Origin of the sequence: Kineococcus gurbantunggutensis, from assembly GCF_050871925.1 — a bacterium.
Classification (GTDB): Bacteria; Actinomycetota; Actinomycetes; order Actinomycetales; family Kineococcaceae; genus Kineococcus.
Map to the genome: position 1 here is coordinate 41557 of NZ_JBJLSG010000007.1, position 26694 is coordinate 68250.

The window sequence follows — 26694 nt, forward strand, 5'->3', positions numbered from 1 at the left end:
GTTCACCCGTGGACGAAGCCGCGCACCGGACCGAGGACCGCGCCGCCGCATCGCGCGCCGGTGGGCACCCCTCGCCGCAGCCGCCGCCCGAGCCGTCGCCCGGGCTGCCCGCCGAGGCCGTCGTCGACCTGGACGCGGTCGCCGGCAACGCCGCCGTCCTGCGCGGGCGGCTGGCCGGCGCGCAGCTGATGGCCGTGGTCAAGGCCGACGGGTACGGGCACGGCGCCGTGCCGGCGGCCCGTGCGGCGCTGGCCGGCGGCGCGACCTGGCTGGGCGTGGCGCACGTGCACGAGGCGCTGGCGCTGCGCCGCGCCGGCGTCACCGCCCCCGTGCTGGCCTGGCTGCTCACCCCCGGGCTGGACCTGACCGCGGCCGTGGCGGCGGACGTGGACCTGTCGGTGGCGGCGCCGTGGGCGCTGGCCGAGGTCGCCGCCGCCGCGCGCGCCACCGGGCGCACCGCCGGCGTGCACCTGGAGCTGGACACCGGCATGTCGCGCGGGGGCTCCTCCCCGGCGGAGTGGGCCGACCTGCTCGACGCGGTCGCCGCCCTGGTCGCCGAGGGCGCCGTGCGGGTGCGCGGCACCTGGGCGCACTTCGCCTCCGCCGACGCCCCCGGCGACGCCTCCGTGGACGCGCAGCTGGCGGCCTTCGCCGGCGCGGTGGCCACCGCCCGCTCCCGCGGCGTGGAACCCGGGCTGCTGCACCACGCGAACTCCGCGGCCGCGCTGTTCGAGCCGCGCGCGCGCTTCGACCTGGCCCGCTGCGGCATCGCGCTGTACGGCGTCAGCCCCGCGCCGGACGTGGCCACCTCCGCGCAGCTGGGCCTGGTGCCGGCGATGACGCTCACCGCGCGCCTGGCGCACGTGCGCGCGGTGCCGGCGGGCGCGGGGGTCTCCTACGGCCTGACGCACGTGGTGACGCGGGCGACCACGCTGGGCCTGGTGCCCCTGGGCTACGGCGACGGCCTGCCCCGGCACGCCTCCTCCGGCCCCGCCGGCGCCGGCGCGGTGCTCGTCGGCGGCCGCCGCCGGCCCGTCCTGGGCCGGGTGTGCATGGACCAGGTCGTCGTCGACCTCGACGGCGACCGGCCCGGCCCCGGCGAGCCGGTCGTGGTCTTCGGCGCGGGGGAGGCCGCCGGGCGCCCCGCGGAGCCCACGGCGCAGGACTGGGCCGACGCCGCCGGCACGATCGCCTACGAGGTCGTCACCCGCATCGGCCCGCGCGTGCCGCGCCGCTGGACGGGCGCGGTGGCCGGGGGCGCCGCGTGAGGGCCGCCGGGGCGCTGCGCCCGCGCCGGCGCCCCGCCGTCGCGGCCCGCGAGGAGCTGCACCCGCTGGTGGGCGAGCCGGTGGAGGTCACCGTCGACGACGGCGCGCGCCTGCACGTGGAGGTCGACCCCGCCGACGCCGCGCCGGCGGGCGCGCCGACCGTCGTGATGGTGCACGGGTACGGCCTGTCCGCCGACGCCTGGCACTTCCAGCGCCTGGCGCTGCGCGGCCGGCACCGCCTGGTGCTGCCCGAGCACCGCGGCCACGGGCGCTCCACCCGCGGCCCGGCCGGGCCGGTGGGCGTGGCGCGGCTGGCCGACGACCTGGGGCAGGTGCTGGACGCGGTGGTGCCCACCGGCCCGCTGGTGCTGGTGGGGCACTCCCTCGGCGGGATGACGATCATGGAGCTGGCGGTGCGCCGGCCGGACCTGCTCGAGCGCACCCGCGCCGTCGCCCTCGTCGCCACCAGCTCCGGCGGCCTGGCCGCCTTCGACCACGGCCTGCCGCTGCTGGGGCGCCACCTGGTGCGCTGGGCCGAGCAGGCGCTGCAGCGCACCGCCGAGCGCGCCGACGTGCTCGAGCGCGGCCGGCGCCTGGGCGCCGAGGTGGAGCAGCGCCTGGTGTCGCACTGGTCCTTCGCCTCGCCGGTCGCCCCGGAGGTGGAGCGGCTGGCCGCGCGCATGATGGCCGGCACCTCGGTGGGCACCATCGCCGACCTGCTGCCGGCGTTCGGCACCCTCGACGAGAGCGAGGCCCTGACCGCGCTGGCCGGGCGCGCGGTCCTCGTCGTCGCCGCCGAGCGGGACCTGATGACGCCCGCCGCGCACGGGCGCACCATCGCCGACGCGGTCCCCGGCGCCGAGCACGTCCTGGTGCGCCAGTCCGGGCACCTGGTGATGCTGGAGCACCCCGCCGTGGTGACGTCCCGGCTGGAGCGGCTGCTGGCGCGCGCCACCGCCGACGGGGACGGCGCCCCGCCCGGCGACGAGGTCGTGCTGCCGCTGGCGGAGCGCACGCGCGCGGCCCGCGCGGCGCGCGCGGCCCGGGCCCGCCGGGGGCGGCGGTGAGCGCGGCGGTGCTGGAGCTGCGGCTGGCCACCGACGCGGACACCGTCGCGCTGGGCCGCCGGCTGGGCGCGCTGCTGCGCGCCGGGGACCTCGTGGTGCTCTCCGGCGACGTCGGCGCCGGCAAGACGACGATGACCCGCGGGCTGGCCGAGGGGCTGGGGGTGCGCGGGCCCGTCACGTCGCCCACGTTCGTCATCGCCCGCGTGCACCCCTCGCTGCGCGGCGGCCCGCCGCTGGTGCACGTGGACGCCTACCGGGTCGGCTCCCTGGCCGAGGTCGACGACCTCGACCTGGACGCGGACGCCGAGGAGGCCGTCACGGTCGTGGAGTGGGGCGCCGGCCTGGTGGAGGACCTCACCGGGCAGCGGCTGGAGGTGCACCTGGAGCGCCCGCACGGCGCCGCGCCCGCGGGGGAGTCCGGCGAGGTGCCCGTCGAGCCGCGCGCGGCGCGGCTGAGCGCGCACGGGCGGCGCTGGGCCGGGGTGGACCTGGCGGCGGCGCTCACCGGGCCCGGGGACGGGGACGGCAGCGGGGACGGCAGCGGGGACGGCAGCGGGGACGGGGGCGTCACGCCGCGCCCACCGGCTCGCTGAGCCGCTCCAGCCAGCGCGCGGGGGCGTCGGCGAACCCGCCGGGCACCGCGTCCCCGGCGTCCTCGGCCGACGCCAGGGCGCGCTCCCACGACAGCGCCCGGGTGATCGCCCCGAGGTGGACGGCCAGGTCAGCGGCGCGCTGCAGCACCCCCGGCGCCCCGGGCCAGCCGGCCAGGTGGGCCGCGCGGTCGCCGTCGGCGCGCCCGGGGCGCGCCCCCACCCGCAGGCTCGTGAAGGGGTGCCCCACGCAGGCGTCGCCCCAGTCGAAGGGGCGCAGCCCCGCGGCCAGGACGTTGCCGTCGTGCAGGTCGTCGTGCTGCACGGTCGGCTCCGGTCCCAGCTCGGCCAGCTCCGCGGCCTCGTCCGCCACGCGGGGCAGCAGGCCGCGCAGGTGCGGGGCGCGGCGCTGCACCAGGGCGGCGGCGAGGTCGGCCAGCACCGGCGGCCGCGCGTCCGGCACGCCGAGGGCGAGCAGCTCGCCGACGTGCGGGGCGCTGGCCCGCTGCAGCTGCGCGTAGCGCGCCAGGGCGGCCGGCCAGGGGTCGCCGCCGCGCGGGGCCGCCGCGAGCGCCTCGCGCAGCGTGGGCCCGCCGTCGGGCGTGAGCAGCCACCCGCGGGAGGCGTCGGCCGCCAGCGGTGCCAGCAGGTGCGGCGCGCCGCGCGCGGACAGCGCGGCCACCAGCGCGACCTCGTGCGCCACCGCGGGCGGGCACGCCTTGAGCCAGGCCCGCCCGCCGGGCACGGGCAGCCACCACACCCGCGACCACGGGCGCCGCTTGACCAGCACCGGCGCGCCGGTCACCTCCACCCGCCGCGCCGCCCAGCGCAGCACCGCGGCGTCGGACCGGTCCACGACACCCTCCACGACGCCCTCCACGACCGGGGTCCCCACGTGCGCAGCCTCGCGGCTGCGGGTCCCGCCGCGCCACGCCTTTCCCGGCCACGCCCTAAGCTGCCGGGCGTGCTGATGCTGGCCCTGGACACCGCCACCGACGGGGTCGCCGTGGCGCTGCACGACGGCGAGCGCGTCCTGGACGCCCGCCGCGCCGGCGACGCCCGCCACCACAACGAGGTCCTCGTGCCGACGGTCGCCGCCTCGCTGGCCGCCGCCGGCCGCGAGCGCACCGAGGTCACCGACGTCGCCGTCGGCGTGGGCCCGGGGCCCTTCACCGGCCTGCGGGTGGGGCTGGTCACCGCCCGCACCCTGGCGATGGCGTGGGGGGCGGCGCTGCACGGGGTGTGCTCGCTGGACGCGCTGGCCGCGCAGGCGCTCGCGCAGGGCCTGGTGGGCGCGGAGTTCCTCGTCGCCACGGACGCGCGCCGGCGCGAGGTGCACACCGCCCGCTACCGCGCGCAGGACGGGCGGGCGGTGCGCACCGCGGGCCCGGACGTGGGCCCGGCGGCGGCGGTCGCGCGCGCGGGCCTGCCGGTGGTGGGCCGCGGCGCGGCGCTGTACCCGGACGAGCTCGGCCCGGCGGGCCCGCTCGCCGACGTCGACGCCGGCTGGCTGGCGCAGGTCGCCGTGGACGCGCTCGCCGGCCGCGGCGGGCCCGGGCTGCTGCCGGCCGAGCCGCTGTACCTGCGCCGCCCCGACGCGGTGGAGCCGGCGGCGCGCAAGCGCGTCACCGCCTGAGCCGGGCGCCGGACGCGGCGCGCGGTCGGCGCGCCGGGCCGGCGCACGGTTGACACGCCGGTCCGGCGTGGGAGGGTTCGAGCACCGCGACGTGCCGGTGGGGTGCCGCCCCGGCCCGGTGCCGGCCGCGGGACACCGCCGTCCCCGTCCCCGGAGGTCCCGATGACCGAGGTCGAACCCGCCTACGGCACCGGAGTGCTGCTGGCGATCGCCGCCGCCGCCGTCGCCGTGCTGCTGCTGCTCATCATCCGCTTCAAGCTGCACGCCTTCCCGGCCCTGGTGCTCGTCAGCGTCCTGACCGCCGTGGCGACCGGCATCCCCACCGGCGACGTGGTCGACACCCTCCTGCAGGGCTTCGGCAGCACGCTGGCCAGCGTCGCGCTGCTCGTCGGGTTCGGCGTGATCATCGGTCGCCTGCTGGAGGTGACCGGCGGCGCCAGGGTGCTCGCCGACACCCTCATCGCCCGGTTCGGGGAGCGGCGCGCGCCGCTGGCCCTGGGCGTCGCCTCCCTGATCTTCGGCTTCCCCATCTTCTTCGACGCCGGGTTCGTCGTCTTCCTGCCGATCATCTTCTCCGTGGCCCGCCGCTTCGGCGGCTCGGTGCTGCGCTACGCGCTGCCGGCGGCCGGCGCCTTCGCCGTCATGCACGCCTTCGTGCCGCCGCACCCGGGGCCGGTGGCCGCCGGCGAACTGCTGGGCCTGGGCGCCGACATCGGCCTGCTGATCCTGGTGGGCACCGTGCTGGCCGTGCCCACCTGGTTCGTCTCCTGCTACCTGTTCGGCCTGTGGGCCGCCCGGCGCACCGACGTGCCCCTGCCGGCGGAGTGGGCCGGGCGGGTGGCCGCGAACGTCGGCGGCGGGCAGGGCTCCTCCGCCGGGGCGGGCGCCGGCGCGGACGGCGCGGACGGCGGGGCCGGCGGCCCGGCCACCGGGGCCGCGGCCACGGGCGGCGGCGCCGGCGAGCCCGCCGCGAGCGAGGGCGGGGAGCTGCCCGGCCCGCCGCCGGCGTTCACCACGGTGGTGCTCCTGCTGCTGCTGCCGCTGGTGCTCATCTTCCTCAACACCGGCCTGAACACGCTGGCCACCGCGGGCAGCGTCGACGGCGACGCCGGCTGGGTGCAGGTGCTGCGCCTGCTCGGGCAGACGCCGGTCGCGCTGCTCATCGCGGTCCTGGTCGCGATGGTCGTGCTGGGCCGGGGCCGCTTCAGCAGGAGCCGGGTGGAGGACCTGGCCAACGGCGCCCTGGGGCCGGTGTGCGCCGTCATCCTCATCACCGGCGCCGGCGGCATGTTCGGCTACGTGCTGCGCACCAGCGGCATCGGCGCGGCGCTGGCGGACACCCTGGAGGCCGCCGGCCTGCCGGTCATCGTGGCGGCGTTCGTCATCTCCCTGGGCCTGCGCGTGGCGCAGGGCTCGGCCACGGTGGCGCTGACGACGACGGCCGGGCTCATCGCGCCGGCGGTGGACGCCGCGGCCGGGCTCTCGAGCCTGGACCTGTGCTTCGTCGTGGTGGCCATCGCCGCCGGGGCCACGGCCCTGAGCCACGTCAACGACTCAGGGTTCTGGCTGGTGGGCCGCTTCCTGGGCATGGACGTGCCCACGACGCTGCGCACCTGGACGGTGATGGAGACGGTCATCGGGGTCGTCGGCTTCGCCCTGGCCTGCCTGGGGTACGCGCTGCTCTGACCCGGCGCGGCCGCGCACGGGCCGTGTCGCGGTTGACACGGCCCGTGCGCGCCGCCAGCGTGGGGGCTCCCCTCACCGTGGAGCGGTCATGACACCGACGTCGCCCCAACCCTCGTCCTCCTCGGCGCACGAGCGCCTGGCCTCACCGGAGCTGCGCTCCGCCGTCTCGCGGGCCTCCCGCCGGCTCATGCCGATGCTGGTCGTCCTGTACGTCGTCGCCTTCCTGGACCGCACGAACGTCGGCTTCGCCGAGGAGGGGCTCGAGGTCGACCGCGGCATCAGCGCCGCCGCGTACGCCTTCGGCGCCGGCGTCTTCTTCGTCGGGTACGCCCTCTTCGAGATCCCCAGCAACCTGGCGCTGCAGCGCTTCGGCGCCAAGGCGTGGCTGGCCCGCATCGCCATCACGTGGGGGCTGGTCTCGGCGGCCTTCGCGTTCGTGCAGGGCGAGACCTCGTTCATCGTCCTGCGCTTCCTGCTCGGGGTCACCGAGGCCGGGCTGTTCCCCGGCGTCATCATGTTCCTGGCGGAGTGGTTCCCCAACCGGGTGCGCGTGCAGATGTTCGCCGTGTTCTACCTGGCGCAGCCGTTCTCGCAGATGATCGGCGCCCCGCTGTCGGGCGCGCTGATCTCGATCGGCGACCGCATCGACGGGGTCGCCGGCTGGCAGCTGATGTTCGCCGTCGAGGGCGGGCTGGCGGTCGTGGCCGGTGTCGCGGCGTTCTTCCTGCTCACCAACTCCCCGCAGGAGGCGAAGTTCCTCGACGAGGGGCAGAAGCGGGCCCTGCGGGAGGTGATGGCCGACGAGAACGCCGTCAAGGACGAGGACGGCCCGCGCGGCGTGGCGGCGGCGATGCGCCACGGCAAGGTCTGGTACTTCACCGTCATCTACTTCTGCCTGCAGATCGCCGTGTACGGGGTGACGTTCTACCTGCCGCAGCAGGTCTCCCGCCTGGTCGGGCGCGACGTCGGCTGGGAGGTGGGCCTGCTGGCCGCGATCCCGTGGTTCTTCGGCCTCTTCGCCTGCTACTTCGTCGGCCGGGTCGCGAACACGGTGCACCGCCGCCGGCTGCTGGGCACGCTGTTCTTCACCACCACGGGGCTGTGCATCTTCGGCTCCGCGTGGGCGGGCTCGACCGGGCGCCCGGTGCTGGGCATCGTCTTCATCACCCTGGCGGTGTGCTCGTTCCTGTCCACCGGTCCCATCTGCTGGTCGTTCCCGACGGCGTTCCTGGCCGGCACCGCCGCCGCGGCCGGCATCGGGCTCATCAACTCCCTGGGCAACCTCGGCGGGTTCGTCGCCCCGATCCTGCGGGCGAACATCGCCGAGGCGTTCGGCTCCGACGACGCGGGCCTGTACGCGCTGGGCGTCCTGCCCTTCCTGGCCGCGGCGATGATGTGGGGCACCAAGCGGTTCACGATCCGGGCGAACACCCTGCTCGACGTGCGCGCCGCGGACGAGCGCAGCACCACCCGCTGAGCCACCCGCCGCGCCGGCCGCCGGGCCACCCGCCGAGCCCGGCGGTGGGCCCGGCGGCCGGCGGGTAGCGTCGCCCCGGTGAGCTGCGCACCGGGGACCGCGACGGGCACGGGCGCCGGCGGGGTCGTGCTCGCCCCGGCGCGGTGGTGGCACCTGGCGGACGTGCACCGCCTGGAGGCCGACCTGTTCGGGCCGACCGCGTGGTCGCCCGAGACGTTCTGGGGCGAGCTGGCCGCGCCGGGGCGCACGTACCTGGTCGCGCTGGAGGGCGGGGAGGTGCTCGGCTACGGCGGCCTGGCCGTGGCCGGCGCCGACGCCGACGTGCAGACCCTCGGCGTGGCGCGCGCGGCGCAGGGCCGCGGGCTGGGCCGGCGGCTGCTGCGCGCGCTGCTGGGGGCCGCCCGCGCCGGCGGCGCCACGCACGTGCTGCTGGAGGTGCGCGCCGACAACGAGCCGGCGCAGGCGCTGTACCGCTCGGAGGGCTTCGAGCAGATCGCCCGCCGGGCGCGCTACTACGAGCCCGGCGGCATCGACGCGCTGGTGCTGCGCGCGCGGCTGTGAGCCCCGGCGCGCGAGCGCTCAGGCCACCGGCTCCACCACGAGCACCGACTGCCGGCCGGCCACCCGCGTCAGCACCACGGTGGCCGGCACCGAGCCCTTCAGGGCGAGCTGGCGGCGCAGCACGTCCGGGTCGACGGCGGTGCCGCGCTTCTTCACCGTCAGCGGCCCCACGTCGCGCTCGCGCAGGTGGCGCCGCAGCGCCTTGAGCCCGAACGGCAGCACGTCCAGCACGGCGTAGGAGCGCGCGAACGGCGAGGCCGCCGGGCCGTCGGTGGTGACGTAGGCGATGGACTCGTCCACCAGGCGCCCGCCGAGCAGCCGGGCGGCGGCGCCGACGAGGCCGGCGCGGATGACGGCGCCGTCGGGCTCGTGCAGGTGCGAGCCGACCGCGCCGACGTCCGGCACGGGGTTGTCGGCGTCGTCGAGCTCGAAGCGCTCGCCGCCGCGCACCACCAGGGCGCTGCGGGCCACGCCCGGCCGGGCCAGCGGCCCGCACCACAGCGCGGACTCGACCACGTCGCCGTCCACGGACGTCCACCGCGCCTCGGCGCCGGCGGGCACCAGCTCGTGCGGCAGGCCCGGGGCGAGCTTGGCGCCGGTGGCCGGCACGGCGGCGGCGGTGGCCAGCACGAAGGACAGCGGCGGGGAGGTGGCCTCGGGGTCGAACAGGCGCCGCCCGCCCGCGGTGCGCCGGGCCGGGTCGAACCAGGCGCCGTCGCCGGGCCCGAGCTCGCCGGTGACGCCGGCGGTGACGTCGGCGCAGCGCACCTCGGCGCGCCCGGCCAGGTTGGCGGCGGCCACCGCGGCGGTGCCGGGGTCGGCGTCGACGGCCAGCACGCCCAGGCCCGCGTCGGCGAAGGCGAGGGAGTCGGCGCCGATCCCGCAGCCGAGGTCGGCCACGCGGCGCACCCCCGCCTGGGCGAAGCGGCGCGCGTGCTCGGCGGCCACGACGGCGCGGGTGGCCTGCTCCACCCCGGCGGCGGTCAGCAGCAGCCCGTGCGCGCGCGGGCCGAGCTTGGCGGCGGCGCGCTCGCGCAGGCGCGCCTGGGTCATGGCCAGGGCCACCAGGGCGGGCTCGTGGCCCTCGCGGCGCAGCCGCTGGCCCAGCGCCAGGGGGTCCGCGGGGCCGGCGGCGGCGACCAGGTCCAGCAGGGCGCGCCCGGCGGGGGAGGTGAGCGCGGCGACGTCGGCGGGGTCCACCCGCCCGACTGTGCCAGGCGGGGACCGTCCCTGGCACTCGGTGGGCGGGAGTGCTAACTTCTCTCCCAGCGTCGGTGGCACTCCCTGACCGGGAGTGCCAGCAGCGAGGCGGCGCCGCCCGGCACCCGCGACGACGGTCGCGCGCCCGCCTCGCACCCGACCCACCAGTACGCCAGATCCGCACCGAGTACGCAGAAGGGGAGGGCCGCCCAGTGTCGGTCTCCATCACTCCGCTCGAGGACCGCATCGTCGTCAAGCCGCTCGACGCGGAGCAGACGACCGCTTCCGGTCTGGTCATCCCGGACACCGCCAAGGAGAAGCCCCAGGAGGGCGAGGTCCTGGCCGTGGGTCCGGGCCGCGTGGACGACAACGGCAACCGCGTGCCCGTCGACGTCACCGTCGGCGACAAGGTCATCTACTCCAAGTACGGCGGCACCGAGGTCAAGTACGGCGGCGACGAGCTGCTGATCCTCTCGGCGCGCGACGTGCTCGCCAAGGTCTCCAAGTAAGCCGCAGCAGGTCACGACGCCCCGGGCGCCCGAGTCACCGGGTGCCCGGGGCGTCTGCCGTTGCCGCACGAGGATCTGGAAGGAAGAAGCGCATGGCCAAGCAGCTCTCGTTCAACGAGGACGCCCGCCGCTCCCTGGAGCGCGGTGTCGACGCCCTCGCCAACGCCGTCAAGGTGACCCTGGGCCCCAAGGGGCGCAACGTCGTCATCGACAAGAAGTGGGGTGCGCCGACGATCACGAACGACGGCGTCACCATCGCCCGCGAGGTCGAGCTCGAGGACCCGTACGAGAACCTCGGCGCCCAGCTCGCCAAGGAGGTCGCCACCAAGACCAACGACGTCGCCGGTGACGGCACCACCACCGCGACCGTCCTGGCGCAGGCGATGGTCCACGAGGGCCTGCGCAACGTCGCCGCCGGCGCGGCGCCGTCCGCCCTCAAGCGCGGCATCGACGCGGCCGTCGACGCGGTGAGCGACGAGCTGCTCAAGCTCGCCCGCGACGTCGACGGCAAGGGCGACATCGCCCACGTCGCCACCATCTCCGCGCAGGACGCGACCGTCGGCGACCTGCTCGCCGAGGCCTTCGACAAGGTCGGCAAGGACGGCGTCATCACGGTCGAGGAGTCCTCCACGACCGCGCTGGAGCTGGACTTCACCGAGGGCATGCAGTTCGACAAGGGCTACATCTCGCCCTACTTCGTCACCGACGCCGAGCGCCAGGAGGCGGTGCTGGAGGACGCGTACGTCCTCGTGCACCAGGGCAAGATCTCCACGGTCACCGAGCTGCTGCCGCTGCTGGAGAAGGTCCTGCAGGCCTCCAAGCCGCTGCTGATCATCGCCGAGGACGTCGACGGCGAGGCGCTGTCCACGCTGGTCGTCAACAAGATCCGCGGCACCTTCAACGCCGTGGCCGTCAAGGCCCCCGGCTTCGGCGACCGCCGCAAGGCGATCCTGGGCGACATCGCCACCCTCACCGGCGGCCAGGTCGTCGCCGAGGAGGTCGGCCTCAAGCTCGACCAGGTCGGCCTGGACGTCCTGGGCACCGCCCGGCGCATCGTCGTCACCAAGGACGACACCACGATCGTCGAGGGCGCGGGCGACTCCGACGAGGTCGCGGGCCGCGTGGCCCAGATCAAGGCCGAGATCGAGCGCACGGACTCCGACTGGGACCGCGAGAAGCTCCAGGAGCGCCTGGCCAAGCTCGCCGGCGGCGTCGTCGTCATCAAGGTCGGCGCGCACACCGAGGTCGAGCTCAAGGAGAAGAAGCACCGCATCGAGGACGCCGTCTCCGCGACGCGCGCCGCGATCGAGGAGGGCATCGTCGCCGGCGGCGGCAGCGCCCTGACCCACGCGGTGCGGGTGCTCGAGGGCGGCCTGGGCCTCGAGGGCGACGAGGCGACCGGCGTGAAGCTGGTGCACCGCGCCGCCACCGAGCCGCTGCGCTGGATCGCGGAGAACGCCGGCCACGAGGGCTACGTCGTGGTCGAGAAGGTCCGCGACCTCGAGCCGGGCCACGGGCTGAACGCCGCCACCGGCGAGTACGTGGACCTGCTGGCCACCGGCGTCATCGACCCGGTGAAGGTGACCCGCTCGGCGCTGCGCAACGCCGCCTCGATCGCGTCGATGGTCCTGACCACCGACACCCTCGTGGTGGACAAGAAGGAGGAGGAGCCGGCGGCCGCCGGCCACGGTCACGGCCACGGCCACTGACCCCTCCCGCAGCACGACGAAGGCCCGGTCCCCCCGAGGGGGCCGGGCCTTCCGTCGTCCCGGCGGCGGTGCCGCCGGTGCTGCTGCGTCGTGCTGCTGAGTCGTGCTGGTCGTGCCGTGCTGCTCGTCGTGGCGTCCCGCGCACCGCACCGTCCCGTGCGCGGTGGCGCCGTGCGACGCCGGCGGGCCCCCGCCCGCCGGGCGGCGTCAGCTGGCGATGCGCAGGGTGCGGCGGCGCTCGGCGGCGTAGATGGTCTCGCGGTCGTCCTCGGTCAGGCCGCCCCAGACGCCGTAGGGCTCGCGCACCTTCAGGGCGTGCTTGCGGCACTGCTCGATCACGGGGCAGCCGGCGCACACGGCCTGGGCGGCGGCGTCGCGGTTGCGGCGGGCCGGGCCGCGCTCGCCCTCGGGGTGGAAGAACAGGTCCGGGTCGGCCTCGCGGCAGGCACCGATGAGCTGCCACTCCCAGATGTCGGCGACGGGTCCGGGGAGGCGGGAGATCTCGGCCATGGTGCGCTCCTTGAGGTGCGTGGTGCGGGGGGACCGCCGGGGCGGTGGATCTTGCTGACGAGGTAGGACGCTACAACCGCGTCAGAAGTTGTTCAAGGCCCTGGGGGCAGGTTGTTCAGAAGTGAGCCGTGTGACCTGCACCACACGGCGATCGATCGTCGCGCTGCGTGCGCGCCCGTCGTGCACCACCGGTGGACAACCCTGTGAACAACTTTCGCTCACCGGCCCGCACCGTTGCTGACCTGCGGTGAACAACGCTGAACAACCCGGTGGCGCGGTCCGGTCGCCCGGGTGGAGCACCGCTCGGCGCGGTGAGTGGCGCGCCCGTCCGGGGCGCGGGAAGATCGGTGCGTGTCCTCGCCGCCCCAAGGAGCCCCGTCGGCCCCGCGGATGACGCTGACCGTCGCGGCGGTGGCGCGCCGGCTCGGCGTGGCGCCGGCCACGCTGCGCACCTGGGACCGCCGCTACGGCCTGGGTCCCTCCGAGCACACCGCCGGGGCCCACCGCCGCTACTCCTCCACGGACCTGGCCCGCCTCGTCGTCATGCGCCGCCTGACCCTGGAGGGCGTGGCGCCCGCCGAGGCCGCAGCCCTCGCCGCCACCACCGCCGTGGCCGACGGCGGCTTCGCGCTGGCCAGCGTCTCCACCATCCCCGCCGCCGTCGTCGAGGCCGCCGCCGCCGACGCCGCCGCCGTCGCCGGCCCCGAGCAGGCCGCCCCCGGCCGCGCCGGGGGACCGGCCGCCGACCCGCGCGCCGGTCTGGCCGCGGACGCGGGCCCGGTCGCCCCCGCCGGCGGGGGCACCGCCGCGGCCGAGGCGGCCGAGCAGGCCGACGACGAGGCGGACGAGGCCGACGACGACGAGCCCGCCGCCCCGCGCGGGCTGGACGAGCTGCAGGACTGGGCCGTGCAGAGCCTGGCCGACCGCTTCGCCGAGGAGGTGCGCGCCCGCGGCGCCGCCGCCGCCTGGGACGCGGTCCTGGGCCCGGCCCTGACCACCGACGACGCCGCCCTGCACGAGGCCGTCGCCCGCGCCCTGGCGCTGCTGCCCACCCGCGACGACGAGCGCTCCGTCGTGCTCGCCGGCCTCGACCCCGCCCCCCGCGGGCCGGTCCTGGTGGCTGCCGCCGCGGCGCTGGCCGAGGCCGGCGCCGGCGCCCGCGCGGTGGGCGACGGGGTGCCGGTGCGGATGCTGGCCGCGGCCGTGCGCCGCGCGCGGCCCCCTGCGGTGCTGCTGCACGCGCGCGCCGAGCGCTCCCCGGCCCAGGTGGCCGCGCTGGCCGCGCTGCTCGCCGTGCGGCCCGCGCCCCTGCTCGTGCTCAGCGGGCCCGGCTGGCCGGCCGCCGTCGAGGGCTGCGAGCGCGCCGCGTCCCTGGCCGACGCGGTGCGCCGGTGCGCCGCCGCCGTGCACGCCTGAGGACGGCCCGCCCGGCACCCGCGCGCCGGCCCGGACACCGGCCCGGACACCGGCCCGGCCCCTTCTGCCGCCCCCGTTCCGGCGGACCCGCTTGACACCGGAGCGCTCCACCCGTTATCGGACGCTCAGGTGGGTGCCCCGGCGTGCCGATGACCTCAGCGTGGCGCGCCCGACGCGCGTCGCGGCGCTCCCACGGACGGGTGCGCTCCACCCGTACAGGGAAGAGGTAAGTGGTGGCTACGGTTCTGGTCTGCGACGACCTCCCGCTGGCTCGCGAGGCGATGCGCCGCATGGTGGCCGCCGTCCCCGGCGTCACGCGCGTCGTGGGTGCGGCCTCCGGCGAGGAGGCGCTCACCCGCTGGCCCGTCGAGCGGCCCTCGCTCGTCATCATGGACGTGCGCATGCCCGGCATCGGCGGCGTGGAGGCGGCCCGCCGCCTGCTGGCCCGGCACCCCGAGGCGAACGTCCTGATGGCCACGATGGCCGAGGACGGCGACGGCGTCGCCCGCGCGGTCGCCTCCGGCGCGCGCGGCTACGTCGTCAAGGACGTCTCCCGCGAGGAGCTGGCCACCGCGGTGCTGCAGGCGCTGCAGGACGTCTCCCGCCGCCGCGGCGGCGGCCGCGCCCGCACGGTGCTCTCCGGCCGCGCGCCGGTGCTCACCGAGCGCGAGCAGCAGGTCCTGGTCGGCATGAGCCGCGGGCGCAGCAACGCCGAGATCGGCCGCGAGCTGTTCCTGTCCGAGGACACCGTCAAGACGCACGCCCGCCGGCTGTTCCGCAAGCTCGAGGCCGCGGACCGCGCGCAGGCGGTGGCTGTGGGATTCCGCTGGGGTCTCGTACGGTAGGAGCGTGGGCCCTGGGGGCGACGAGGCCGGTGGACCGGCCGGGGCGGACGCCGCACGGCGCGCCGACCTCGGTGCTGCCCCCGTGGACGTCGCCCCCGACGCCGTCGAGGTGCGCACCGGCGCGTCCCCGGCGGTCCTGGACCACGACGGCGCCGACCCGGACGCCACCGGGGACGCGCTCGACCCGCACGGCCCCCGCGAAGGGGACCTGGACGGCGTCGGGGCGGCGGGTGTAACGCGGCACCCGCCGGCGCCGATGAGCAGGGTGGATGCCGGGGGGCTCCAGGAACTGGCGGCCCGCGCCCTGACGGGGGAGCAGGGCGCGGTCGCCGACCTCCTGGCAGCGGTTCGCCGCCTGGTCCACCGCTACTGCCGGGCCAAGCTCGGGCGGATGCCCGGAGCTGATCACGCCGCCGAGGACGCGGCACAGGAGGTCTGCATCGCCGTGCTGACGGCCCTGCCCCGCTACAAGGACACCGGGCGCCCGTTCGAGGCGTTCGTGTACCGCATCGCGGCCAACAAGGTCGCCGACGCGCAGCGGGCTGCCTACCGGGCCCCCGTGCCCACCGACGAGGTCCCGGACGCGGCCACCGCCGAGCCCGGCCCGGAGCAGCTGGCGCTGGACGCCTTCGACGCCGAGACCGTCGGCCGCCTGCTGGACACCCTGCCGCCGAAGCTGCGGGAGATCCTCACGCTGCGCGTGGGGGCGGGGATGTCCGCGGAGGAGACCGGCCGCGCGCTGGACATGACCGCCGGCGCCGTGCGCGTCGCCCAGCACCGCGCCATGCAGAAGCTGCGCAAGACCGCCGCCGCCGACGCCTCGCTGCGGGTGACGTCGTGAGCCCGGCCGACCGCACGCCGGGCGACCGCGGGCACCTGCGCGGCGAGCGCGAGGTGCTGCCCACGGTGCCCGAGCTGCTGGCCACCGACGCCCTGCTGGACCGCCTGGGCTCGCACCGCGCCACGCCGGGCGACCTGAGCGACGCCGTGGCGCGCCTGCTGGACGCCTACGCCCTGCACGCCGACCCCGAGACGGCCGGCGTGCCCGCCGTGGAGCTGCCCGGCCCCGCCGAGGGCGGCACCGGGCAGGAGCCGGCCGCCGCGGCCGGCCCCGCCCCGCGCGTGCTGCTGGCGCGCCGGCGCACCCTGGAGCGCCTGGGGCGCGGTGCCGTGGCCGGCGCCGCCGTGCTGGCCCTGCTGGGCGGCACGGCCGCGGCCGCGGCCACCGGCGGGCGCCCCGCCGACCCCGCGACGCCCGCCGTGGGCAGCCCGGTCACCTCCGTGCTGCCCGGCTGGTTCCCGGACGAGGTGATGGAGGTCCTCGGCGGCACCGTCAAGCAGCGCGTGGACCGCGAGCTGGAGCGCGCCCGCGCCGACGCTCAGTCCGGCAAGCACGTCGAGGCCGTGCAGCGCGTGAGCAGGGTCCTCACCGACCTGCGCCGCTCCGGCGGCCGCTCGCCGCTGGTGGAGCGCGTGGAGTCCGTCCTGGGCCAGTTCGAGCAGGAGGCCGGCTCCGGCGTCGTCGCCTCGACGGTGCGGGTGCCGCCGCCCGGCACGCTGCCCGCCCTGGTGGCCGCCACCGCCCAGCCCGCGGAGGCCCCCGCGCGCTGGGTGGCGCCGATGGTGCCCACCCCGCCCCCGCTCCCCGCGGACGGCGGCACGCGGACCGGGGACGTGCAGGCCGGGGACGCCGCGACGCCCGCGCGCCCCGCGCCGGGCGCCACCGCGGTGCCCACCGGTGCCCCGACCGCCGCACCCGCGCCCACGCCCACCGCGGTGCCCGGCGCGCCGTCGACGACGCCCTCGACGACCCCGTCCACGACGCCCTCCACGACCCCGTCCGCCACGCCCTCCACCACGCCGCCCGCGCCGGTGCGCGGTGGGTCCGGGGGAGCGGGCGGGTCCGGCGGGTCCGGGGGAGCGGGCGGGTCCGGCGGGTCCGGCGGCTCGTCCACGCCGGTGCCGCCGGTGGTGGCGCCCCCGCCCGCGACGCCGCAGCCGTCGGACCCCGCGACCCCCTCGCCGGGCCCGTCCGGCCCCTCGATCCCGCCGGACCCGGGGACGACCCCCGCGCCGGGCGACCCGTCGCCGAGCCCGTCGACGCCGGGGGACCCGGTGCCGAGCCCGTCCACGCCGGCGGACCCCTCGCCCGGCCCGACGCCGAGCCCGACGTCGAGCCCGGCGCCGAGCCCGACCGGGACCGACCCGGCGCCGAGCCCGACCGCGACGGACCCGGCGCCGGGCCCGACGGCGACGGGGCCGAGCGCCCCGCCGCCCGGTGCGCCCACGGGACCGCCCCAGGCCACCGAGCCGGTCCCCGGGGACCCGTCCCCGACGGCCGGCCCCTCGCCGTCGCCCTCGCCGGAGCCCGGCCCGCCCGCGGGCGGGCAGGACGGGCCGACGGCGGGCGGCACCGCCGAGCCGCCCGCCGGCCCGCCCGCCGAGCCCGTCGTCGAGCCGTCCGGGCGGGGCTGAGGGCGACGTAGCATCGTGAGGGTGACCGCGCACACCCCCGCCCCCGACGACCACGACCCGTTCGGGTTCGTGGGCCTGACCTACGACGACGTCCTGCTGCTGCCCGGCGAGTCGGACGTGATCCCCTCCGAGGCGGACACCTCCAGCCGCGTCTCCAAGCGGGTCTCGCTGCGGGTGCCGCTGCTCAGCTCGGCGATGGACACCGTGACCGAGTCCCGGATGGCGATCGCGATGGCCCGCCAGGGCGGCCTGGGCGTGCTGCACCGCAACCTCTCCGCCGACGAGCAGGCCAACCAGGTCGACATCGTCAAGCGCTCGGAGTCGGGCATGGTCACGCGGCCGGTGACCACCACGCCGGACGCCACCCTCGCGGACGTCGACGAGCTGTGCGGGCGCTACCGCATCTCCGGCGTCCCGGTGGTCGACGCGGAGGGCACCCTGCTGGGCATCGTCACCAACCGCGACCTGCGGTTCGAGACGGACTTCAGCCGCCCGGTGCACGAGGTCATGACCCCGATGCCGCTGGTGACGGCCCCGGTGGGCATCAGCGCCGAGGACGCCGAGCAGCTCCTGCGCAAGCACAAGATCGAGAAGCTGCCCATCGTCGACGGGCGCGACCGCCTCACCGGCCTGATCACGGTGAAGGACTACGTCAAGAGCGAGCAGTACCCGCTGGCGACGAAGGACGGGGACGGCCGGCTGCGGGTGGCCGCGGCGATCGGCATCTTCGAGGACGCGTGGAAGCGCGCCATGCAGCTCGTGGACGCGGGCGTGGACGTGCTCGTCGTGGACATGGCGCACGGGCACTCGCGCGCGGTGCTGGAGATGATCTCCCGCCTCAAGGGCGACAGCGCGGTCGCGCACGTGGACGTCGTCGGCGGCAACGTGGCGACCCGCGCCGCCGCGCAGGCCCTGGTGGACGCCGGCGTGGACGGCATCAAGGTGGGCGTGGGCCCGGGCTCGATCTGCACCACGCGCGTCGTCTCCGGCGTGGGGGTGCCGCAGGTGACGGCCATCCACGAGGCGTCGAAGGCGGCCCGCCCGGCGGGCGTGCCGGTCATCGGCGACGGCGGCCTGGCGTACTCCGGCGACATCGCCAAGGCGCTGGTGGCCGGCGCGGACACGGTGATGCTCGGCTCGCTGCTCGCCGGGTGCGAGGAGAGCCCCGGGGACCTGGTCTTCATCAACGGCAAGCAGTTCAAGAGCTACCGCGGCATGGGCTCGCTGGGCGCGCAGCAGACCCGCCAGGGCGCGCGCTCCTTCTCCAAGGACCGCTACTTCCAGAACGACGTCGCCTCCGACGACCGCTTCGTGCCCGAGGGCGTGGAGGGCCAGGTGCCCTACCGCGGCCCGCTGGCCGCGGTGGCGCACCAGCTCGTGGGCGGGCTGCGCCAGTCGATGTTCTACGCCGGCGCCCGCACGGTGCCGGAGCTGCAGCGGGTGGGCCGGTTCGTCCGGATCACCCCGGCGGGCCTGCGCGAGAGCCACCCGCACGACATCCAGATGACGGTCGAGGCGCCCAACTACAGCCGCGGCCGCTGACGGGCGGCCGCCGACGGTGCGGCGCCCGCCCCCGCCGCGGGGTGGGGGGCGGGCGCCGCGCAGCCGGTAGCCTGTGGGGGTGTACGAGATCGAGATCGGCCGCGGCAAGCGGGGGCGTCGCGCCTACAGCTTCGACGACGTGGCGATCGTCCCCAGCCGCCGCACGCGCGACCCCGAGGACGTCTCGACGGCCTGGCAGATCGACGCGTACCACTTCGACATCCCGGTGCTGAGCGCGCCGATGGACTCGGTGGTCTCGCCGGCCACGGCGGTGGCGATCGGGCGGCTCGGCGGCCTGGGCGTGCTGGACCTCGAGGGCCTGTGGACCCGGTACGAGGACCCCGAGCCGCTGCTGGCGGAGATCGCCGCGCTGGACCCGGCGGTGGCGATCCGGCGCATGCAGGAGATCTACGCCGAGCCGGTCAAGCCCGAGCTCATCACCGCCCGCCTGGCGGAGGTGCGCCGCTCCGGGGTGACGGTGGCCGGGGCCCTGTCCCCGCAGCGCACCCAGGAGTTCTGGAAGGTCGTCGTCGACGCCGGCGTGGACCTGTTCGTCATCCGCGGCACCACCGTCTCCGCCGAGCACGTCTCCGGCCGCAGCGAGCCGCTGAACCTCAAGCGCTTCATCTACGAGCTGGACGTGCCGGTCGTGGTGGGCGGCGCCGCCACCTACACCGCCTCGCTGCACCTGATGCGCACCGGCGCGGCCGGCGTGCTCGTCGGCTTCGGCGGCGGCGCGGCGAACACCACCCGCCGCACCCTGGGCATCCACGCCCCGATGGCCAGCGCGGTCGCGGACGTCGCGGCGGCGCGGCGCGACTACATGGACGAGTCCGGCGGCCGCTACGTGCACGTCATCGCCGACGGCGGCGTGGGCACCTCCGGCGACATCGTCAAGGCGGTGGCGTGCGGGGCGGACGCGGTGATGCTCGGCGCGGCGCTGGCGCGCGCCACGGAGGCCCCGGGCCGCGGCTGGCACTGGGGCCCGGAGGCGCACCACGCGGTGCTGCCGCGCGGGGAGCGCGTGCACGTGGGCACGGTCGCGCCGCTGGCGGAGATCCTCGAGGGGCCGGGCCGGGTGGCCGACGGCACCACGAACCTCGTCGGTGCGCTGCGCCGCTCGATGGCCACGACGGGCTACTCCGACCTGAAGGAGTTCCAGCGCGTCGAGGTCGTCGTCTCCCCGTACCAGCCGGCGTGAGCGGGCGCCCGGTGCTCTCCTGGACGCCCGACGCGCTGGGCCCGCAGGACGGGCGCACCGTCCTGGTGACGGGGGCGAACTCGGGGCTGGGGTTCCACGTGGCCACCGAGCTCGCCCGCCGCGGCGCGGACGTGCTGCTGGCCTGCCGGGACGCCGGGCGCGGCGCGGCGGCGCTGGAGCGGCTGCGCGCGGAGGTCGCGGACTCGGGCGTGAAGGCCTCCGCGGAGGTGCTGGCGCTGGACGTGGCGGACCTGTCCAGCGTGCGGCGCGCGGCCGAGGAGGTCGCGCAGCGGCGCGCGAGCGTGGACGTGCTGGTGAACAACGCCGGGGTGATGGCGCCGCCGTTCGGGCGCACCGCGGACGGGTTCGAGCTGCAGGTGGGCACGAACCACCTGGGGCACTTCGCGCTGACGGGGCTGCTGCTGCCGCTGCTGCTGGCCGGCGGCGGCGCGCGCGTGGTGAGCGTGGCGAGCGTGGCGCACCGCTTCGGGCCGCTGGACCGGGAGGGCTACCTCAGCGAGCGCTCCTACCGGCGCTGGCACGCCTACGGGCAGTCCAAGCTGTCGAACCTGCTGTTCGGGCTGGAGCTGCAGCGGCGCGCCGCCGCGGCCGGGGCGCCGCTGGTCTCGACGGTCGCGCACCCGGGGCTGTCGGACACGAACCTGTGGAAGGCGACGCCGCTGGCGCCGGAGGTCCCCGTCGGCGGGGCGCTGGGCCGGGCGCTGGGCCGCCTGGTGGGGCACCCGCCGGCGCAGGGGGCGTGGCCGCTGCTGCGCGCGGCGGGCGACCCGGACGCCACGGGCGGGGAGTACTTCGGCCCGGACGGCGTCGGCGGCTGGAAGGGCTTCCCGGTGCTGGAGCGGGCCTCGGCGGCGGCGTACGACACCTCCGACGCGGCGTGGCTGTGGGCGCGCTCGGCGGAGTGGACCGGCGTGGGTTTCGAGGAGCTCACCGCCCGCTGAGGACCGCGTCGGCGGTGCCGGCCGCGTCGGCGGTGTCGGCGGTGTCGGTGTCGGCGGTGTCGGTGTCGGCGGTGGCGGGGCGCGACGGCGCACCCCGCCACCGAACGTCACAGGGGCAACACAGACTTCATGATCGCGTGATCTGCGCGAAACACTGCACGGCCAGGGTTCAAGGCGTCCCCCCTCACCGCGGGTGACCCCCTTGTGCTTCTCTCGAGGAGAACCGTGCCCGTTTCCCGCAGGAACTTCCTCCGTGGTGTCGGCGCCACCGGCGGCGCCGGCGCCATGTTCGGCGCCATGGGCGCCCTCGGCCTGGCCCCGGCGGCGTCGGCCGCCGAGAACGCCGCCTTCACCCCGCCGCGCGCGTCCGACTTCACCCTCACCGGCCGCTCGCGCCGCACCGTCCTGGTGCTCGGCGCGGGCATCGCCGGCCTGACCACGGCGTACGAGCTGGGCAAGGCCGGGTACCGGGTCACCCTGCTGGAGGGGCGCCAGCGCCCCGGCGGGCGCAACTGGACGGTGCGCGGCGGCGACACCGAGACCGACCTGAACGGCGAGACGCAGCGCGTGCGCTTCGCCGAGGGCCAGTACATGAACGCCGGCCCCGCGCGCATCCCGCAGCACCACGTCACCCTGGACTACTGCCGCGAGCTGGGTGTGGCGATCGAGCCGTTCGTGAACCAGAACGCCGACGCGCTGCTGTACTACACCGGCGACACGGCGATCTCGAACACCGCCGTCAGGCACCGCACCGCCAAGGCCGACGTGTACGGCTACGTCTCCGAGCTGCTGTCCAAGGCCACCAACGCCGGGGCGCTGGACGACGAGCTGAGCGCCTCCGACAAGGAGGCGCTCATCGAGTTCCTGCGCGACTTCGGCGACCTGGGCAACTCCACCGGCGACCCCGCCGCCGCCGACCTGTACCTGGGCGGCAGCGGCCGGCGCGGCTACGACGTCGAACCCGGCGCGGGCCTGCAGGCCGGCTCGATCTCCCCGGCCCCCGCGCTGCACGACGTCGTCGCCAGCGGCATCGGGCGCGAGTTCACCTTCGAGTTCGGCTGGGACCAGGCCGTGATGATGTTCCAGCCGGTCGGCGGCATGGACCGCATCGCGTACGCGCTGGAGCGCGCGGTGGGCCCGTCGAAGATCCGCTACGGCGCGGAGGTCACCGGGATCCGCACCACCCCCGCCGGCGGCGAGGTCGACTACGTCGACGCCCGCGGCGCCACCCGCACCGCCCGCGCCGACTTCGTCGTCAACACGATCCCCCCGCACATCGCCGCGCGGATCCCGCACAACCTCGGCCCCGGCGTCACCGCCGCGCTGCAGGCGGCCCGGCCCTCGCCCACCGGCAAGATCGGCCTGGAGTACTCCCGCCGCTGGTGGGAGGACGACCTGCGCATCTACGGCGGCATCACGAACACCGACCTGGACCTGGCGCACGTGTGGTACCCGTCCTCGGGTTTCCACACCGACCGCGGCGTCGTCGTCGGCTACTACAACTACGGCCAGGACGCGCTGGACTACGCGGCCCTGCCGCACGCGCAGCGCCACCAGCGCGCGGTGCAGAACGGCGTGAGGATCCACGGCGACGCGTACGCGCAGGACATCGCCTCCTCGTTCACCGTCTCCTGGAGCGCGACGCGCTTCAGCGAGGCCGGCTGGGTGGGCTGGCGGTCGCAGACCGGGCCGGAGTACGCGACCCTGCTGGCCCCGCAGGGCAACGTCTACTTCGCCGGCGACCACCTCTCGCACGCCATCGCCTGGCAGCACGGCGCCATGACCTCGGCGCGCGCCACCGTCACCGCGCTGCACCAGCGCGTCATGAGCAGCTGAGACCCCCCACCGAGCGGAGAGAAGAACCCGTGAAGAAGCCCCTGACCCGCCGGCCGCTGGCCGTGGGCGTCGGCGCCCTGCTGCTCGTCGGCCTCGGTGCCGGCGCCGGCGTGGCCGCCACCCGCGGCGGGACCCCCGCGCCGGGGACCGTCACCGTGGCGCTGCCGGCCGGCAACACCAACCCCAACATCGCCAACGGCGTGGGGATCGGCCCGGCCACCGCGATCTACAAGTCCAGCGGGATCGGCCCGTCGGCGGCGAACCCCGCCGCCGCCCCGGGCACCCCGGAGGCGTACGTGGACCTCGAGGCCCTGGGCGGGGAGCTGCCCGAGGGCGTCACCCTCACCGAGGCGCAGGGCCTGAACGCCCTGGCCGCCATCGGCGAGAACCTCGCCGCGCAGGGCCTGAGCTTCGACGACGTCATCACCATGCGGGTCTTCCTCGCCAACGAGGCCGGCACCGAGGTCGCCGACTTCGCCGGCTGGAACCGCGCCTACCGGCAGTACTTCGCCAACGTCGACCTGCTCAGCGGCGAGGCGGTCGACGTGCCGCTGGGCACCGCGGCGCCCGCGCCGCCGCTGGTCGAGAACGTCGCGCGCCCCTCGCGCGCGGCGCTGGAGGTCGCCTCGCTGCCGGTGCCCGGCTGGCTGGTGGAGATCGAGGTGGACGCGCTGTACCCGGAGCAGCCGTTCGAGAAGCGCCGCAAGGGCTGAACCGCCCCGCACGCGGCGACGGCCGCGGCACGGACCCCGCAGGGCCCGCGCCGCGGCCGTCGCCGCGCCCGGCCGGCGCGTCCGACGCGTCCGCTCGACGCGTCCGGTCGCTCAGCCGCCGTGCCAGCTGCGCCACAGGCTCGCGTACGGCCCGTCGGCGTCCACCAGCTCCTCGTGGGTGCCCAGCTCGGTGATGCGCCCGCCCTCGACGACGGCGATGCGGTCCGCGTCGTGGGCGGTGTGCAGCCGGTGCGCGATGGCCACGGTGGTGCGCCCGGCCAGCACCCCCGCCAGGGAGCGCTCGGTGTGCCGGGCGGTGTTCGGGTCCAGCAGCGAGGTCGCCTCGTCGAGCACGAGGGTGTGCGGGTCGGCCAGCACCAGGCGGGCCAGCGCCACCTGCTGCGCCTGCGAGGCCGACAGCTCCACCCCGTTCTCACCGACCCGCGTGGCCAGCCCCTGCGGCAGCGCGCGCGCCCAGCCCAGGGCGTCCACGGACTCCAGCGCCGCCTCCACGGCGCCGTCGTCGGCCTCCGGCAGGGGCAGGGCGACGTTGTCGCGCAGCGAGGCGCTGAACACGTGCCGCTCCTGGGTGACGAGCGCGACCTGCCGGCGCATCTCCTCCAGCGGCAGGCCCGTCACCTCCGCGCCGCCCACGCGCACCGACCCGCTGGTGGGCGGGGCGATGCCGGCGATGAGCCGGCCCAGCGTGGACTTGCCGGCGCCGGTGGGACCGACGACGGCCAGGCGCTCACCGGGCTCCAGCGACAGCGACACCCCGTGCAGCACGGGCCGGCCGGGGGCGTACTCGTAGCCCACGCGCTCGGCGCGCACGTCGTCGGAGACGGGTCGCTCGCCGAGCTCGGCGCGGTCCGGCGGCACGGAGGCCAGGCCCACGACGCGCGCGAACGAGGCCTGCCCGACCTGCAGCTCGTCCCACCAGATGAGCAGCTCGTTGACGGGGCCGACGAGCTGGCGCAGGTACAGCACGACGGCGGCGACCTGCCCGGCGCTGGCGAGGTCGTGGCGCACGAGGAACCCGCCCCACACCAGCGCCACCACCACGGGCAGCAGGTACGACATCTCGATGGTGGGGAACCACGCCGTGCGCAGCCGCAGCGTGTACCGCTCGCGCTCGACCGTCTGGCCGATGACGCGGTCCAGCAGCCGCACCCGGTGCTCGGCCAGGCCCAGCGCCTCCACGGTGCGCACGTTCTCGACGTTCTCGCCCAGGGTGGTGGAGATGCGCCCCCACCAGGCCCGCTCGGCGGCGTACCCCTGCGGCGCCCGGCGCAGGTACCAGCGGGTGCCCACCAGCAGGCCGGGCAGGCCGGCCAGGACCGCCAGCGCCACCAGCGGGCCGGTGAGGAACGCCGCAGCGACGGTGAAGGCGGTGGTGACCGCGGCCACGAGGATCGCCGGGGCGCCGTAGCGCACGGTGTAGCTGAGGGACTCCACGTCGTTGGTGGTGCGCGAGACGAGGTCACCGGTGCCGGCCTGCTCCACCACGGACAGCGGCAGGCGGGTGGCTCGGCCGAGGAACTCCTCGCGCAGCTGCGCGAACACCTCCTCCGACAGCGACAGCGAGCGGTACCGCGCCACCCGCGCCAGCAGGGCCTGGGCGACGACGGCGGCCACGAGCAGCGCCACCGTGCGGTCCACGTCGGCCAGCGCGGCGGCCGGGTCGGCGCCGCGGGCGGCGGCCACCACCCGGTCCACGAGCCTGCCCAGCAGCCACGGGCCGGCCAGCCCGACCAGGGCGGCGCCGGCGTGCAGCGCCAGCATCGCCAGGCCGGGGCGGCGGTGCTGGCGCACCAGGCGCCGCACGTCGCGCAGCACCTGCGCGCGGTCGGCGACGGGCAGGGTGGGGCGTTCCTCGAGCAGGGGCTCCACGCCCTCGGTGGTGCTCACGGGGTCTCCTCGCCGGGCAGGGGGGCGGGCACGGGGCGGCGCGGTCGCACGGTCAGCGCGCCGGTGCCCTCGCGCACGTCGGCCGCGGCGGCGGGCGCCGCGGCGCCGCCGGTGCCGGTGCCGGTGCCGGTCCCGGTGGCGGCGTCGCCGGTGCTCGCGGCCGCGTCGCGGGTGACGAAGCGGCGGTAGCCGGGCTCGCGCTCGAGCAGCTCGGCGTGCCGGCCGCTGGCGACGACCCGCCCGCCGGGCGCCCAGTGCACGGTGTCGGCGTGCGGCAGCACCAGCGGGCTGGCGCTGGCGACGAGCGTGGTGCGCCCGGCGCGCGCCCGCCGCAGCCGCTCGGCGATGCGGGCCTCGGTGTGCGCGTCGACGGCGCTGGTGGGTTCCACCAGCACGAGCACCTCGGGGTCGCGCAGCAGCACCCGGGCCAGCGCCAGGCGCTGGCGCTGGCCGCCGGACAGGGAGCGGCCGCGCTCGGCGACGGCCCCGCGCAGGCCGCCGTCGACGAGGTCGAGCAGCTCGGTGGCGTCGGCCACCCGCAGCGCCTCCAGGACCTCGGCGTCGCCGTGCCGGCCCTCCGGGTCGACCTGCTCGCGCAGGGTCCCGCTGAACAGCTGCGCGTCGTCCTCGGCGAGCACGACGCGCCGGCGCACCTCGGCCACGGGCACCCGGCGCAGCGGCACGCCGGCCAGGGTGGTGCCGCCGCCGGGGTCGTCGCCGTCGTCGAAGCGCGCCAGGCGCCGGCCCAGCGGCCCGGCCAGCTCCGGCGGGTCGGTGACCACGACGGTGAGCTCGCCGGGGGCGGCGACCACGCCGGAGGCCGCCTCGGCCAGCGCCCCGGCCGGCGGGTGCTCCTGCTCGGCGGCGGGCGCGTCGGCCAGCCGCGCCGGCACCTCCAGCATCGTCACCAGCCGCCGGGCCGCCACGAGGGCGCGCGCGTACTTGTCGGCGGTCTCCACGAGCATCCGCAGCGGGGAGGTGAGGAACGCGGCGTAGCCGTAGAGGGCGACGAGCTCGCCGGGGCTGATCTCGCCGCGCACGGTGGCGCGCGCGCCGGCCCACACCAGGGCGGCCACGAGCAGGCCGGGCACGAGGACCTGCAGGGCCTCCAGCGCCGACTCCCACGCCGCCACCCGCACGCCCGCGGCGCGCACCTGCTGGCTCTTGTCGCGGTAGCGGGCCAGGAACACCTCCTCGCCGCCCACGCCGCGCAGGATCCGCAGGCCCCGCACGGTGTCGGTGCCCAGCGCGGTGAGCTGGCCGCTCAGCTCGCGCTGGCGGCGCTGGCGCTCCTGCAGCGGGCGCAGCAGCACCAGCAGCGCCGCCAGCACCGCGGGGATGCCCAGCAGGACGATCAGCCCCAGCGGCAGCGAGGTGCGCAGGACCAGGACGGCCACGACGGCCACGGCGAGCACGGAGGCCACCGAGCGCTGGGTGACGTCGAAGGCGTCGCCCACGCGCGGGCCGTCGGAAGAGGTGGTGGCCCGCCCCTAGCCCTGGCGCCGCCGGGCGGTGTCGCCGGTGCCCGCGCGCGCGGGGGGGGGGCCCCCCCGCGCGAAACCTCTGATGAAAGACAACAGGAA

Annotated in this window: 23 protein-coding genes; 18 read left to right on the top strand and 5 right to left on the bottom strand. The window is 77.3% G+C overall.

Features of this window, described 5'->3' with window-relative positions; translation table 11 throughout:
- Positions 1 to 104: 104 nt before the first annotated feature.
- From alr to tsaE, 3 genes are read left to right on the top strand one after another with little or no spacing between them, the layout of a single operon-like run.
- Positions 105 to 1268: an alanine racemase gene (alr, locus tag ACRYR7_RS02285; protein WP_432570456.1), complete on the top strand. Its 1164-nt coding sequence runs from the start codon at positions 105 to 107 to the stop codon at positions 1266 to 1268.
- A complete protein-coding gene (locus ACRYR7_RS02290) occupies positions 1265 to 2335 on the top strand; it encodes an alpha/beta fold hydrolase (protein ID WP_432570434.1) in 1071 nt (356 codons plus the stop codon). The genes alr and ACRYR7_RS02290 overlap by 4 nt, the downstream gene beginning before the upstream one ends.
- An 8-nt stretch (positions 2336 to 2343) precedes the next feature.
- Positions 2344 to 2928 (top strand): tRNA (adenosine(37)-N6)-threonylcarbamoyltransferase complex ATPase subunit type 1 TsaE, encoded by a 585-nt coding sequence (gene tsaE, locus ACRYR7_RS02295; protein ID WP_432570457.1) that lies wholly within the window; start codon positions 2344 to 2346, stop codon positions 2926 to 2928.
- On the opposite strand, the gene ACRYR7_RS02300 is transcribed toward tsaE, so the two are convergent.
- The gene (locus tag ACRYR7_RS02300; protein WP_432570435.1) at positions 2903 to 3820 is read right to left on the bottom strand and encodes a phosphotransferase; all 918 of its coding nucleotides are present in this window, start codon (positions 3818 to 3820) and stop codon (positions 2903 to 2905) included. The genes tsaE and ACRYR7_RS02300 overlap by 26 nt on opposite strands.
- A 75-nt stretch (positions 3821 to 3895) precedes the next feature.
- On the opposite strand from ACRYR7_RS02300, the gene tsaB reads away from it, so the two are divergent.
- The 4 genes from tsaB (at position 3896) to rimI (ending at position 8285) form a co-directional block, all read left to right on the top strand.
- Complete coding sequence (gene tsaB / locus ACRYR7_RS02305; RefSeq protein WP_432570458.1) at positions 3896 to 4561, top strand: tRNA (adenosine(37)-N6)-threonylcarbamoyltransferase complex dimerization subunit type 1 TsaB; 666 nt, start codon at positions 3896 to 3898, stop codon at positions 4559 to 4561.
- A gap of 162 nt (positions 4562 to 4723) precedes the next feature.
- Entirely contained in the window at positions 4724 to 6247 is a 1524-nt protein-coding gene (locus ACRYR7_RS02310; protein ID WP_432570436.1) for a GntP family permease, read from the top strand.
- Between the two features lie 88 nt (positions 6248 to 6335).
- Positions 6336 to 7724: an MFS transporter gene (locus ACRYR7_RS02315; RefSeq protein ID WP_432570437.1), complete on the top strand. Its 1389-nt coding sequence runs from the start codon at positions 6336 to 6338 to the stop codon at positions 7722 to 7724.
- 78 nt (positions 7725 to 7802) lie between these two features.
- Positions 7803 to 8285, top strand: a complete 483-nt coding sequence (gene rimI, locus ACRYR7_RS02320; protein ID WP_432570438.1) for a ribosomal protein S18-alanine N-acetyltransferase — start codon at positions 7803 to 7805, stop codon at positions 8283 to 8285.
- 18 nt (positions 8286 to 8303) lie between these two features.
- Here the strand turns inward: rimI and ACRYR7_RS02325 are convergent, their stop codons facing one another.
- On the bottom strand, positions 8304 to 9485 hold the full coding sequence (locus tag ACRYR7_RS02325) for a class I SAM-dependent methyltransferase (protein WP_432570439.1): 1182 nt from the start codon (positions 9483 to 9485) through the stop codon (positions 8304 to 8306).
- A 212-nt stretch (positions 9486 to 9697) separates the two neighbouring features.
- On the opposite strand from ACRYR7_RS02325, the gene groES reads away from it, so the two are divergent.
- Both groES and groL read left to right on the top strand, forming a co-directional pair.
- Entirely contained in the window at positions 9698 to 9994 is a 297-nt protein-coding gene (groES, locus tag ACRYR7_RS02330) for a co-chaperone GroES (protein ID WP_432570440.1), read from the top strand.
- Positions 9995 to 10086: 92 nt separating this feature from the next.
- Entirely contained in the window at positions 10087 to 11703 is a 1617-nt protein-coding gene (groL, locus tag ACRYR7_RS02335; protein ID WP_432570441.1) for a chaperonin GroEL, read from the top strand.
- Between the two features lie 207 nt (positions 11704 to 11910).
- Here groL and ACRYR7_RS02340 read toward each other — a convergent pair whose 3' ends face one another.
- Positions 11911 to 12213, bottom strand: a complete 303-nt coding sequence (locus tag ACRYR7_RS02340) for a WhiB family transcriptional regulator (RefSeq protein WP_432570442.1) — start codon at positions 12211 to 12213, stop codon at positions 11911 to 11913.
- Positions 12214 to 12603: 390 nt separating this feature from the next.
- Here ACRYR7_RS02340 and ACRYR7_RS02345 point away from each other — a divergent pair, with 390 nt between their 5' ends.
- From ACRYR7_RS02345 to ACRYR7_RS02385, 9 genes are all read left to right on the top strand, one after another.
- Positions 12604 to 13629 (top strand): MerR family transcriptional regulator, encoded by a 1026-nt coding sequence (locus ACRYR7_RS02345; RefSeq protein WP_432570443.1) that lies wholly within the window; start codon positions 12604 to 12606, stop codon positions 13627 to 13629.
- 233 nt (positions 13630 to 13862) lie between these two features.
- Complete coding sequence (locus ACRYR7_RS02350; protein WP_432570444.1) at positions 13863 to 14474, top strand: response regulator; 612 nt, start codon at positions 13863 to 13865, stop codon at positions 14472 to 14474.
- Between the two features lie 4 nt (positions 14475 to 14478).
- Positions 14479 to 15315 (top strand): RNA polymerase sigma factor ShbA, encoded by an 837-nt coding sequence (gene shbA / locus ACRYR7_RS02355; protein ID WP_432570445.1) that lies wholly within the window; start codon positions 14479 to 14481, stop codon positions 15313 to 15315.
- Complete coding sequence (locus ACRYR7_RS02360) at positions 15312 to 16949, top strand: hypothetical protein (protein ID WP_432570446.1); 1638 nt, start codon at positions 15312 to 15314, stop codon at positions 16947 to 16949. The genes shbA and ACRYR7_RS02360 overlap by 4 nt, the downstream gene beginning before the upstream one ends.
- 21 nt (positions 16950 to 16970) lie before the next feature.
- Complete coding sequence (gene guaB, locus ACRYR7_RS02365; RefSeq protein ID WP_432570447.1) at positions 16971 to 18491, top strand: IMP dehydrogenase; 1521 nt, start codon at positions 16971 to 16973, stop codon at positions 18489 to 18491.
- Positions 18492 to 18570: 79 nt separating this feature from the next.
- Positions 18571 to 19692, top strand: a complete 1122-nt coding sequence (locus tag ACRYR7_RS02370) for a GuaB3 family IMP dehydrogenase-related protein (RefSeq protein WP_432570448.1) — start codon at positions 18571 to 18573, stop codon at positions 19690 to 19692.
- A complete protein-coding gene (locus ACRYR7_RS02375) occupies positions 19689 to 20654 on the top strand; it encodes an oxidoreductase (RefSeq protein ID WP_432570449.1) in 966 nt (321 codons plus the stop codon). Before ACRYR7_RS02370 ends, ACRYR7_RS02375 begins: the two co-directional genes overlap by 4 nt.
- Positions 20655 to 20879: 225 nt before the next feature.
- On the top strand, positions 20880 to 22490 hold the full coding sequence (locus tag ACRYR7_RS02380; RefSeq protein ID WP_432570450.1) for a flavin monoamine oxidase family protein: 1611 nt from the start codon (positions 20880 to 20882) through the stop codon (positions 22488 to 22490).
- Positions 22491 to 22519: 29 nt separating this feature from the next.
- The gene (locus ACRYR7_RS02385; protein WP_432570451.1) at positions 22520 to 23203 is read left to right on the top strand and encodes a Rid family hydrolase; all 684 of its coding nucleotides are present in this window, start codon (positions 22520 to 22522) and stop codon (positions 23201 to 23203) included.
- A 111-nt stretch (positions 23204 to 23314) separates the two neighbouring features.
- On the opposite strand, the gene ACRYR7_RS02390 is transcribed toward ACRYR7_RS02385, so the two are convergent.
- Together ACRYR7_RS02390 and ACRYR7_RS02395 are read right to left on the bottom strand one after the other, a co-directional pair.
- Positions 23315 to 25111: an ABC transporter ATP-binding protein gene (locus ACRYR7_RS02390; RefSeq protein WP_432570452.1), complete on the bottom strand. Its 1797-nt coding sequence runs from the start codon at positions 25109 to 25111 to the stop codon at positions 23315 to 23317.
- A complete protein-coding gene (locus ACRYR7_RS02395) occupies positions 25108 to 26568 on the bottom strand; it encodes an ABC transporter transmembrane domain-containing protein (RefSeq protein ID WP_432570453.1) in 1461 nt (486 codons plus the stop codon). The genes ACRYR7_RS02390 and ACRYR7_RS02395 overlap by 4 nt, the downstream gene beginning before the upstream one ends.
- Positions 26569 to 26694: the final 126 nt, after the last annotated feature.

Coding starts and splice junctions, on each gene's coding strand:
- ACRYR7_RS02310 (WP_432570436.1), top strand. CDS start 4,724: ATGACCGAGGTCGAACCCGCCTACGGCACCGGAGTGCTGCTGGCGATC.
- groL (WP_432570441.1), top strand. CDS start 10,087: ATGGCCAAGCAGCTCTCGTTCAACGAGGACGCCCGCCGCTCCCTGGAG.
- ACRYR7_RS02345 (WP_432570443.1), top strand. CDS start 12,604: ATGACGCTGACCGTCGCGGCGGTGGCGCGCCGGCTCGGCGTGGCGCCG.
- ACRYR7_RS02340 (WP_432570442.1), bottom strand. CDS start 12,213: ATGGCCGAGATCTCCCGCCTCCCCGGACCCGTCGCCGACATCTGGGAG.
- tsaB (WP_432570458.1), top strand. CDS start 3,896: ATGCTGGCCCTGGACACCGCCACCGACGGGGTCGCCGTGGCGCTGCAC.
- ACRYR7_RS02315 (WP_432570437.1), top strand. CDS start 6,336: ATGACACCGACGTCGCCCCAACCCTCGTCCTCCTCGGCGCACGAGCGC.